General features: G+C 67.1%; 10 protein-coding genes. 6 read left to right on the top strand and 4 right to left on the bottom strand.

Annotation, left to right across the window (positions count from 1 at the left end; genetic code table 11):
- Positions 1-119: 119 nt before the first annotated feature.
- The gene (gene rplL / locus GD1_RS16685) at positions 120-506 is read right to left on the bottom strand and encodes a 50S ribosomal protein L7/L12 (protein ID WP_059038374.1); all 387 of its coding nucleotides are present in this window, start codon (positions 504-506) and stop codon (positions 120-122) included.
- A gap of 102 nt (positions 507-608) precedes the next feature.
- A complete protein-coding gene (rplJ, locus tag GD1_RS16680; RefSeq protein ID WP_020791136.1) occupies positions 609-1,136 on the bottom strand; it encodes a 50S ribosomal protein L10 in 528 nt (175 codons plus the stop codon).
- Positions 1,137-1,755: 619 nt separating this feature from the next.
- On the opposite strand from rplJ, the gene GD1_RS16675 reads away from it, so the two are divergent.
- Positions 1,756-3,903, top strand: a complete 2,148-nt coding sequence (locus GD1_RS16675; protein WP_083534304.1) for a CocE/NonD family hydrolase — start codon at positions 1,756-1,758, stop codon at positions 3,901-3,903.
- A 763-nt stretch (positions 3,904-4,666) separates the two neighbouring features.
- Here GD1_RS16675 and GD1_RS16670 read toward each other — a convergent pair.
- The gene (locus GD1_RS16670; protein WP_059038372.1) at positions 4,667-5,164 is read right to left on the bottom strand and encodes a TIGR04338 family metallohydrolase; all 498 of its coding nucleotides are present in this window, start codon (positions 5,162-5,164) and stop codon (positions 4,667-4,669) included.
- 73 nt (positions 5,165-5,237) lie between these two features.
- Here GD1_RS16670 and GD1_RS16665 point away from each other — a divergent pair, with 73 nt between their 5' ends.
- Complete coding sequence (locus GD1_RS16665) at positions 5,238-6,209, top strand: YhjD/YihY/BrkB family envelope integrity protein (RefSeq protein WP_083534301.1); 972 nt, start codon at positions 5,238-5,240, stop codon at positions 6,207-6,209.
- Positions 6,206-6,658, top strand: coding sequence for a hypothetical protein (locus tag GD1_RS16660; protein WP_157079525.1), 453 nt, complete (start codon positions 6,206-6,208; stop codon positions 6,656-6,658). Before GD1_RS16665 ends, GD1_RS16660 begins: the two co-directional genes overlap by 4 nt.
- A gap of 42 nt (positions 6,659-6,700) precedes the next feature.
- On the opposite strand, the gene GD1_RS16655 is transcribed toward GD1_RS16660, so the two are convergent.
- Entirely contained in the window at positions 6,701-7,555 is an 855-nt protein-coding gene (locus GD1_RS16655) for a DUF2786 domain-containing protein (protein WP_059038370.1), read from the bottom strand.
- A 193-nt stretch (positions 7,556-7,748) separates the two neighbouring features.
- On the opposite strand from GD1_RS16655, the gene GD1_RS16650 reads away from it, so the two are divergent.
- The 3 genes from GD1_RS16650 to GD1_RS16640 all read left to right on the top strand — a co-directional run bounded on the left by GD1_RS16650 (position 7,749) and on the right by GD1_RS16640 (position 11,249).
- Positions 7,749-8,222, top strand: a complete 474-nt coding sequence (locus tag GD1_RS16650; RefSeq protein ID WP_059038368.1) for a hypothetical protein — start codon at positions 7,749-7,751, stop codon at positions 8,220-8,222.
- Positions 8,219-8,533, top strand: coding sequence for a winged helix-turn-helix domain-containing protein (locus GD1_RS16645; RefSeq protein WP_053778230.1), 315 nt, complete (start codon positions 8,219-8,221; stop codon positions 8,531-8,533). The genes GD1_RS16650 and GD1_RS16645 overlap by 4 nt, the downstream gene beginning before the upstream one ends.
- A 214-nt stretch (positions 8,534-8,747) precedes the next feature.
- Positions 8,748-11,249: a helix-turn-helix transcriptional regulator gene (locus GD1_RS16640; protein WP_059038366.1), complete on the top strand. Its 2,502-nt coding sequence runs from the start codon at positions 8,748-8,750 to the stop codon at positions 11,247-11,249.
- Positions 11,250-11,418: the final 169 nt, after the last annotated feature.

The raw sequence follows: 11,418 nt of genomic DNA, 5'->3' as shown, positions 1-11,418 counted from the left end.
CCACCCCCGGAGCCGACCCCAGACGGGCCTGTCACAGACGGACCCGCCCCCAGACGCGAACGAACCCGGGACGGAAGAATCCATCCCGGGCTCGCGAGGTATCGCGAAGTAAGAAGGTCTTACTTGACGGTGACCTTGGCGCCGGCCTCTTCGAGCTTGGCCTTGGCAGCCTCGGCGGCCTCCTTGTCGACCTTCTCCAGCAGAGCCTTCGGAGCACCCTCGACGAGGTCCTTGGCTTCCTTCAGGCCCAGGCCCGAGACGACCTCGCGGACGACCTTGATGACCTGGATCTTCTTGTCGCCGGCACCCTCGAGGATGACGTCGAACTCGTCCTGCTCGGCAGCGGCCTCGGCGGCGGCGGCCGGGGCACCTGCAGCGGCAACGGCGACCGGAGCAGCGGCGGTGACCTCGAAGACCTCTTCGAACTTCTTCACGAAATCGCTGAGCTCCAGCAGGGTCAGTTCCTTGAACTGATCGATGAGCTCGTCAGCGGTGAGCTTCGCCATGGTGGCGTCCTTCCTGTATGTCCCGGTCGGGTCAGGCCCCGATCCGGAAGGGGGTTTGTGACTCCCGGCAGGCCGAGAGCGCATGTGACACCGGTGAGTGGATTACTCGCCGGCTTCGGCTTGCTGCTTCTCCTGCAGGGCCGCGGCGAGGCGCGCCACCTGCGAGGCCGGCTGGTTGAACAGGCCGGCAGCCTTTGCCAAGTTGCCCTTCATGGCACCGGCGAGCTTGGCCAACAGGACCTCTCGGGTCTCAAGGTCGGCGATCTGTTCGATCTCGGCCACGGACAGCGCACGGCCGTCCATGTACCCGCCCTTGATGACGAGAGCCTTGTTGTCCTTGGCGAAGTTCTTGATCGCCTTCGCGGCCACCACCGGCTCGCCTTCGATGAAGGCGATCGCGGTCGGGCCGGTGAACAGCTCGTCGAGCCCTGCCACGCCCGCCTTCTCGGCGGCACGCTTCACCAGGGTGTTCTTGGCGACGGAGTAGGTTGCACCCTCACCGAGGGAGCGACGCAGCTCGGTGATCTGGCTGACGGACAGGCCACGGTATTCCGTGACAACCGTCGCCGTAGCGCCTTCGAACTGCTGCGCGATCTCCGCAACTGCGGACACCTTGTCAGACTTGGCCATACTTCGCCTCCTTCCTCATCACTCGAATTGAGTTGGTCAGAGTTCACATCAGCAGACCGGTCGGGATGCCCGAGATACGACAAACGCCCCGGCACACAGAAAGGCACGGGGCGTACTCAATGCGCGGATGTCACGATGGACACCGGCGATGATCTTCCTCGTTCTCCCTGCGTGGGCCGCCGACTCTCGTCGTCCTTCGATCGGGATCACTCCCGATGACCAACGGTCTCTGGTTGAACCGATACGACGTACATGTGCACGTCACACCGAGAACAAAGAGTACGCGACGATTGTCGGCGGTCCAAATCGGCTCCGCTCACGCCGCGATGCGCCGGCCCATACCGAGTTCTCAGATCCCGCCCAGCGAGACCTATCTGTTCGGATGGTTTCCGGATCCAGCCCAAGCCCCCGACCTGCGGCGATACCTCCCGTGACCATATTGAGCACCCCCTGGTTGTCGATCCGATATCTCGAATGCACTACTGTCGGCGCTCAGAGTGATGTGGAACACAAAGTGTAAGACTGGTTCCAGTAGTTCGGAACCGACACGAAGCGGTGTCACCAGCGTCGATACCCGATCGGCGTGCAGGCGGCACCCTGGGCAGGGTGGTGATGCACCATGACGTACCAGCTCGATACCCGTTCGATTGCCAGTGCCCGTTTCTCCACCGGGCCTCGCCCCGCGGCCGGAACCCCGGCAGCAGGCGTCCCTTCTGGTGGCATCCCTTCTGGGGGGACGGCGTCGGTACCTCATTTCGGCACACTCCCCCTCGGCGATCCGACCGGCGGTGCCGACGGCATCCGCTGGCGTGAGGCCGTCGACGGTCCGCAGACCTACCCGCGCGTGGTGATCGATCGCGACGTGACGATCGAGATGAGCGACGGCGTCCAGCTGCGGGCGACGGTGATCCGTCCCGCCAACCGGTTCGGCCAGACCGTGCTCACGCCCTACCCGGCGATCGTCAACATCAACCCCTACAACCGGGCATCGGTGGACTTCCTCGACGCCACCACGCACGCACCGGTACTCGGCAAGGCCGTGCGCAGCGCGTCGGCGTCGATCGACGCCACCGGTACGGCCCTCGCCGGCCTGACCCGGCTGACCGGCACCATCGCCGGCGGCGTGCTCGACGTCTTCGGCATCAACCGCACCCTGGTGCGCAGCGGCTACGTGCAGGTCGTCGTCGACGTCCGCGGCACCGGTTCCAGCGAGGGCAAGTGGCAGATCCTCGGCGAACGCGAGCAGCAGGACTCGGTGGAGATCATCTCGTGGGCCGCCGGGCAGGACTGGTGCAACGGCAAGGTCGGTCTGGCCGGCTGGTCGTACTCGGCGATCAACTCGCTGCAGGCCGCCGACAAGCGGCCCGCGGAACTCGGCGCGGTGTTCGCGGTCGAGGGCTGCGACGACATCGTCCGCGACGTCTACATCACCGGCGGCATGCCGTCGGCGTTCATCCCGCTGTGGCTGTCGGCGGTGAACATCCTCAAGTGGGTACCCAACCCGTCCACCTATATGCGGGATCTGGTGCGCGGCAACACCTTGCGTTGGTTCCGAGATCGGATCACCTCGCCTGCCACCGAGATGCCGTCCCTGCTGTGGGGATTCCTCACCGCCCGCGACGACCGCATCTTCGACGACCCGTACTTCGACGAGCGCGATCCGCAGATAGATCGGATCGAGGCGCCCACGTTCACCGTCGGCGGCTGGCACGACCTGTTCGGCCGCAGCGCGACCGGGGTGTACGAGCGCCTGCAGATGGAGCCGGGCCGCAAGCAGATGCTGGTCGGCGACGGCTACCACGCCGACGTCGGCTTCGGTCACGGCGGACGGTTCTCCCCGCCCCGGCTCGACGTGCTCGAGCGCGCCTGGTTCGACCGCTGGCTCAAGGGCCACCGCAACGGAATCGAGTTCTACGGCCCGGTCACCATGCATCAGCAGGGCGGCCAGTGGACGTCGGGCACATCGTTCCCCCGTGACGGGGTCCGCCCGCAGCGGCTGTACCTGGTCGACGAGTCGTCCGACACCGCCGACCACGCCGTGCACGACGGGTCGTTGAGCAGCAGCCCCGGCGGTTCGGTGTCGGATCTGCACGTGCGTCCGGACCTCCGCGGCATGGTGTCCCGCGACATGACGCAGGTGACCGCAGGCGTGACGATGATGTTCGGCGAGAAGTTCACCGTCGACGCCCGGTTCCAGGAACGCGGTGCCCTCTCGTTCACCACCGCCCCCGCCGAGGAGGCGGTCACGCTCAGCGGCGCGATGAACCTGCGCCTGAACGTGGCGACCACCGCGCACGAGGGAATCTGGGCGGTCACGGTCAACGATGTCGCCCCCGACGGCACGTCGCGCGTGTTGAGCAACGGCGCACTGTCGGCGTCCAACCGGGCGCTCGATCCGTCGTCGTCGACCTATGCCTCCGATGGCAGCCTGGTTGCCGCGCACCACTATCTGTCCCGCAAGCGCAAGATGCCGGTGCCCACCGACGAGCCGGTCCGCATCGACGTCGACCTGGTCCCCACCGATGCGGTGATCGAGCCGGGTCACCGACTGCGGGTCGACGTGTACGCGGCCAGCTTCCCGCGCTACCTGACCGTGGTCCCCGACCTGATCAAGGCCCGCGGCCGGCGTCAGCGTCTGGTCCTCGATCCGGCCCACCCGAGCTACCTGACCTTCCAGGCGGCCGGCGCCTTCGCAGAGCAGGTGAGCGCAACCGAAACCACCGTGTGCCAGTTGCCGATCGAGCAGAACGACCCCTTCGGGGGCTGAACCCGGCAGGATCAGCCGGATGACGAGAACGGCCGCAACCACGTTGGATGGTTGGGCCGGGACCGAGCGAGATACGCCCACCCTCAACACCATTGGATGATCGATCCGGGCCCAGCGAGACGAGCTCACCCGCAACCCGATTGGATGGTTGAGCCGGGACCGAGCGTAGCGAGGACCCGTGTCGAAACCCGGCGAGTCGACGATGTCGGTGACCACCTCGAACCCGGTGGTTGCGTTCCGAGCCCGGCCGGCGGAGGTTTCGACTCGACGTGTCGCTACGCTCCGCGTCGGCTCAACCAACTACGGCAGCACCATGATTGACAGAGTCCCATGATTCGATGGTTGAGCCGGGACCGAGCGAAGCGAGGACCCGAGTCGAAACCCCGTGACACGAGAATGTCGGCAACCACCCCCGAGCCGGCCACCAACCGACATCGACCGAGACACCCTCACCCACAACACCATTCGATGGTTGAGCCGGGACCGAGCATCGCGAGGACCCGTGTCGAAACCCGGCGAGTCGACGATGCCAGCGACCACCTCGAACCCGATGGTTACGTTCCGAGCCCGGCCGACAGAGGCTTCGACTCGACGTGTCGCTACGCTCCGCGTCGGCTCAACCAACTACGGCGGCACCATGATTGACCGAGCACCATGATTCGATGGTTGAGCCGGGACCGAGCGAAGCGAGGACCCGAGTCGAAACCCGGTGAGACGAGCATGTCCGCAACCACACGATCGGCCCACCGGCGAACTCGACCACTCACCGCACCCCGGACTCGGCGAGGATGACGCGATAGACGAATCCGGCTTCGGGGCCGAGTACGGTCCCGACGAGTTCGGTGAGGGTGAGGACGAAGCCGCGGCCGTGCGCGGGGCCGTCGCCGTCGTCGAGGTGGTGGGCGAGTTCGTGGAGCACCACCAGTTCGCGCAGAGCCCAGCGCCCCTCTCGGGTGTCGGGGATGGCGATCTCGGCGTGCCCGCCGACCCGCCGGTACTCGGCCGAGCGGAATCCGCCACGCGATCGCACCGCGACCGGCACCCCGGATCGCGGAAAGCGCTCGAGCACCGCCGGCATCGACACCACCCGGGACACGTAGTCGCGGACGGAATCGACCGATCCGAACAGGGCCTCGGTGGGCAGGGTCAGCTCGGTGCCGGCGATCTGCACGGTCCGCGCCGACCCGGCACGCTCGAACATCCGGAACACCAGGCGTTCGGTGGCATACATCTGAGCGCGCCCGACGTCACGTGGGCTCATGCCGCCGTCCTCTCGCCTCGCCGGTCCCCGACTACGATCGCACCATCACCCGTCGGAAGGAGTCGGTGTCCCCATGCCCGATCAGGCCCCTTCCGATCAGGCCGCACCCGATCAAGCCCCCTCCGAGCATGCCCCGTCGGGCCGGGTGGCGATCCTGCGGGCCCGCGCCCGGGTCGCGGCCGATCGTGCCATGACGCTACCGGGCGCCGCCCTGTCGATGCGCATCGTGCGTGACGTGGTGACCGCCGGTCTCTCCGACCGTGCCATGACCCTGTCGGCGCAGGCGTTCACATCGGTGCTGCCGATCGTCATCCTGCTGACCACGATCCCGGTGGGCCGGCGGTTCCTGGACAAGGCGTTCGACGGATTCGGTGTGGACCCGTCCCGGGTGTCGATCCCGGCCGCCCAGACCGATGCCACCCTCGGCGCGTTCGGGGTGATCGGCGCATTGATGGTGATCGCCGGCGCCACCTCGCTGTCCCGGGCCCTGGGCCGCATGTTCACCGACACCTGGCAGGTCAACCGGCTCCCCGCCACCGGATGGTGGCGGTGGGTGGTGGTCATCTTCGTCCTCCCGATCGCGGTGATCATGCAGGGCCTGATCGTGCCGTTGCACCGGATCAGCCTGTCCGGGGTGCGACTGAACGGGTTCGGTATCGCCGGGGTGATCCTGGAGTTCGTCGGCACCTTCGCCGTCTGGTGGATCACGTGGATCGTCATCCCCCGACTGCTCGTGTCCCGGCAGGTCCCGATGCGATTGCTGGCCGTGAACGCCGCCCTGACGAGCCTTCTGATCACGGTGCTCATGGTGGGCAGCCGGGTGGTGCTGCCGGCCATCATGTCCGACACCCTGGCGCACTACGGCACCCTCGGCCTGGTGTTCGTCGCGATCAGCTGGCTGTTCCTCTACGCCGCGGTCCTGGTGGTGTCGGCGACGCTGGTGCACACAGTGGTGGTCGACGACGGCGCGCTGGGTCGTCGTCTCGCCCGGATCACCGGCGTTCCGGCCGCCGAACCCCGACAGCGCATTAGCATCGGCGCATGACCGTCATCTCGTCCCGACACCCGGCGGATCGGACCCGCGCACATCTTCGGCGCGCCGTGGCAGGGTGTCTGATCGCGCTGGGTGCACTCGGTGCCTCGGCGTGCAGTTCGCCGAGCGAGGAGCGTGCCGTCGAGACCGCGCTGCGCAGCAACCAGGTCGATCCGGCCACGCTGGACCAGCTGGCCGACGCCATCGCCGAGGCCGGGCGCCCGGTGACCGGTCGCAAGGATGCGACAACGCAACTGTGTCCCGAGGCCGGCTGCACCCTCGCGCTCACCACCGACCAGTTCACCCTGATGAAATTCCCCACCACCGGTCGCGCCGAGCTCTGGGCGGGCGAGAACCTCGATGCGTTCCAGCTGCTCGACATCACGATGAGCTTCCCGGCCAACACCCCGCAGGAACAGCAGGAGAGCTACGAGACCGCTCTGCACACCGCGCTCAGCTGATCCGGGCGGTGTCCTGACCATCCGGCATCGGTCGCCGGCCGCTCAGGAACCGAGTTGCCCGCGGGGTGCGCCGAATTCGCGGTCGGCGCCCAGTTTGGCGCGGCGTCCGGCCCGGTCGCCGGCCTTGCGCGCCCCCTCCGAGTACCCTGCCGATGCACTGCTCGGCCGCCACGTCCCGCGCGCCTGCGATGCCGACCGGTAGTAGTCGGAGACCTCGAGCTCCTTGTTGCGCAGGGCGATCGCCGTCGACGACGAGCCGACCCGCTCGGTACCGTCGGCCGCGAGGGGCGCGTCGGTCTCCGCGGCGATCGCCTCCTCCCGTTGCGCGTCGCGCGCCTCGGCGAGCCGTTTGCCGATCCGCTCGGCAAAGGCGGACTGGAAGTTGAGTCGTGCAGTGATGGGCGCCAACGGTTTTCGTTCCACCACCTTGCGTGCACGCCAACCCTGTCCACGGGTGACCACCCGCGCCGACATCTCCTGCTTGTAGTCGCCCGACCGCAGGTAGGCGTCACTGGCGGCGACCATCTGCACCACCAGCGAGGTGTACAGCGCCTCACAGGTGTCGATATCGGCCTCGTATCCGTAGGCCATCACGAATGTGGAGTTGCCCGCGACGTCGACGGTCACATCGTTGGCACGCGCGATCGCCACGAACAGCAGCACGTAGGTCTTGAGTCCACGCTTGCCCGACTCGCCGATCGTGACCTGCCGCGATATCGGCGTGGTGCGACTGCGTGCGGCCGGATCATGTGCTCGGGCCACCGCGAGATCGATGGCCGACGCGGTCGCCAGTCGTTGGGCGGCCGCCATGAAGGTCTCGGCCTCATGCGGGTTGTCGGTGTTCTCGGCCTGCCGGAGCAGACCGGCGATGCGGGTCAGCAGCTTGTCGTCGCGCATACAGATCAGACTATTTCCAGCGCCGTCTGGTTCCACTCGGGCCCGAATTCGTTCGAAGTTCTCGACCGTCCCCCACCGACCCGACACCCACCCGGCATCCGGACCGACAGCGAATCCTTGACTTTCCCACCCGGAAAGTAGCAGACTACTTTCCAGACCGGAAAGTAATGATCCGAATCCACCGGAGGTCCCCATGTCCGACATCTCCCCTGATGAGGCCCGCGCCGCACTCGGTGCCGTGGCCACCGCACACCAGCACGTCACCGACGAGATCGGACTCCCCCGCGGCTACTGGTGGGCGATGGCCGGCGGCTGGGTGGCGCTCGGTGCGATCGGGCAGTTCGCACCCTGGTGGGTCACCACCATCGCGACCGTGATCTTCGGCGCCGGACATGCCACAGTCGCCTCCCGCCTGCTCGACGGCCGCCGGCGCTCCACACGACTCCAGGTCTCCCGCGACACCGCCGACCGGCGCATCCCCCTGATCGTGATCGGCATCCTGGTGGCGGCCGTCGCGCTGACCATCGGCGTCGCATTCGCCCTGCAGGCCGACGGCACCGCGCACCCGAGCCTGTGGGCGGGGATCGTCGTCGCCGCGGTGATCGGCTTCGGTGGACCCGACATCCTGGCCGCCGTGCGGCCCCGCACCCGGGTGCGTCACGCATGACCGAACCGCGTTTCGACGAGCTCATCCATCCCAGCACCCGACTGTCGCTGATGGCCACTCTCGCCGCCGCCGACTGGGCCGATTTCGCCTATCTGAAAGACCGACTCGCCCTGTCGGATTCGGCTCTGTCCAAACAGCTCACCACTCTCGAGACGGCCGGCTACGTGACCACCGAACGTCCCACCACCGGCCGACGCCGCACCGTCCGTGCCCAACTCACCCCCGCCGGCCGGGATGCATTCGCCGGACATGTTGCGGCACTTCGCCAGATCGTCGGCGACACCCTCCCGGACGCGCCGGCCCCGACCTGACCGACATGCCGGGCAGAGACATTCGCCCCGACAGTGACACAAAGACCACGTCCGATCTTGGCGAATCTTCAGAATCGCTTTTGCATCGTCGCACCGAGTTCACGATTATGATTCGCCTATGTCGGGGCGAGGAAACGACTGGCCATTTGTCGGACGAAACAAAGAAATTCAGACCATTCGGACGATCCTGACTTCGGGTGACGGCCGATGCATCGTGGTCCGGGGCGCTGCGGGTGTCGGAAAGACACGCCTGACCACCGAGGCGCTCACCACCGCGGGCCTGGAATCCCTGGTGATCTCGGCGACCTCCACCGGTAAGCGGGTCCCCCTCGGGGCCTTCGCCGCCTGGGTCGACCACTCCGTCTCCGACCCGCTGAGCAGGGTCAGCGGGGTCGTGACCGAGATCAGCAAATCCGATGCGGTCGTCGTGATCGACGACTTCCCGCGCCTCGACGATCTGTCGCTGTTCGTGGTGAGCACCCTGTGGCGGTCCACGCAGACGCGCCTGATGTTCACCATCCGGACCGAGGATCGATCGCCGGCCACCGACGAACTCCTGACCGGCGACGAGGCAATCGTGATCGAGCTCGCGCCGATGTCCGAGCCGGAATCGGCCGATCTGGTGGAAGCGGCGTTGGGTGGCACGATATCCCCCGAGCTCCACCACACGATGTGGGAACTCGGGCACGGCAACCCTTTCCTGTTGCGCGCGTTAGTCAATCAGGGCCGGGATCAGGGTCTGCTGACCTTCGACGGTGAGGAATGGATCGCCACCGGCCCGCTCGGACTCCCCGACGGTCTCGTGGTGTCCCTGTCGACCCGGCTCGAGGCCCACCCCGACGTGGCCGAGGTGGTCGACGCCCTCGCGATCGCCGAGCCGCTGCCGCTGTCCGCAGTCACCGAACTGGTCGACCATGCCGCCGTCGAGAAGGCGGTGCGGCGCGACTTCGTCGTCGTCGATGTCGCACCACCGCATCACAAGCTGCGACTGTCGCACCCGATCTACGGGGAGGTGCGGCGGACTCATGCCACCGTCCAGTTGCACCGCATCCGTCCCCGGCTGTCCCGAATCCTGTCCGCGTCGAACGATTCCGATCCCATCGTGGCGATCCAGGCAGCGGTTCTGGCCCTGGAGTCCGGCGACTTCCCCGGTCGACAGCAGATCCTCGCCGACGGCGCCGAGGCCGCACTCGGCAGCCTCGACACCGCTCTCGCCATCGCCCTGGCCCAAGAGGTCACCGCACCGGATCTGCTCCCGCGGGTACACAAGGTGCTCGGCTATGCGATGTCGCTGGCCGGCGCAGGCCTCGACGCCGAGGCGGTGTTGCAGCGGGCCTCCGACGCGGCAACCGATCCCGACGAGCTCGCCACCACCACGATGGTCCGGGTCGCCAATCAACTGTGGACACTCGGCGACCTCGACGCAGCACGGCAGATCGTCGACGACCTCCGCACCGATGTCCCGTTGCCCGAAGGGATTCGGTCCACGGTCACCGGCCTCACCAACGCGCTGGCGGGCCGGCCCCGCACTGCGTTCGAGATGCTCACCGCAGCACCACACGACACCCGCACCGTGTCCCCGCTGCGCGAGATGTTGACCTGCTGGGCCGGCGTCATCGCAGCCGGTGATCTCGGGTTGCTCACCGAGGTGTCACGTTTCGCTGCACGGGGTTACACCGCTGCCGACTCCCCCGACACCGCACCGCACCTCAGCGCGATCACCCAGCTGCATGCCTACTACCTGATGCTGGCCGGCAACATGTCGACCGCATACGACGTCGCCGAACGCCTGACCGAACTGACAACCCACACACCGGGGTTCGGACCGATATGGGCCACCGGGGTCACCGGGTCGGTGCTGGGATTCCGTGGCGATCTGAAGACCGCCACCCGGCTGCTCACCTCAGCACTCGAGCAACTCGACTGCTACCAGGCACCCCCGTTTATGTGGATCCCCTTCTGTATCGAACGCGCCTCTGCGGCAGCGATGTCCGGCGATACCGATACCCTTGTCGCCCTGACCGAACGGCTCCGCGCACATCCGCATCCCGCATTCGGGTACCTGCACACTCGGATCGAGCTGCTCGAGGTCTGGCAGATGGCCATGACCGGCGAGACGTCCAATGCCGCACGACGATCTCTTGACATCGCCTCCACCGCAAAGGACTCGGGCCAAGATCTCCACGAGGCCTACGCCCTTCAAGTCGCGGTGCGACTGGGTGATGCGTCGTGCGCACCGCGTCTGTCCCAGTTGGCACAGCGGCTGACCGAGTCGCCGCGGGTTCAGATCGCCGCTCGCCATGCACATGCGCTGGCGAGCGGTGACGGCAAGGCCCTGGACGGGGTCGCCGACGAGTACCTGCACGTCGGTCTGGTCACCTGCGCCGCCGACGCGTCGGCGCAGGCGGTGACGATCTACGAGTCGCAGGGCCGTCGGGGCGCACGACTCAACGCCGTGGAACGACTCGATCGCATCGCGGCACCCCGTGGAATCCACTCTCCGGCCACCACTGCAGCCCACCTCGGCGACGGCCTGTCCGCCCGACAACGCGAGGTCGTGATGCTCGCCCAATCCGGATTGACCAATCGGGAGATCGCGGCACGACTGACATTGTCGGTCCGCACCGTCGAAGGCCACCTGTATCGTGCCACCCAGATCCTCGGGGGATCCGTACGCGACGTCCAGGGACCCGACGAATCGGCACGGGAGCAATGATCCCCGATAACCTCCGATCTATCCACTGCCAGTTGTCAATTGAGCTGGTACCCCGTTTGTTGTTTGAGCCGGACCGAGCGTAGCGAGGACCCGAGTCGAAATCTCCACGGCATGCGCTGAGTGCCGAGGTGGTCGTCAGTGATCGAACCGGAGACCTCCATTTGATGAT

The organism is Gordonia desulfuricans NBRC 100010 (assembly GCF_001485495.1).
GTDB classification, from domain to species: domain Bacteria; phylum Actinomycetota; class Actinomycetes; order Mycobacteriales; family Mycobacteriaceae; genus Gordonia; species Gordonia desulfuricans.
Note: the sequence above shows the minus strand (reverse complement) of the source record. Positions and strands in the feature narration are given on the sequence as shown.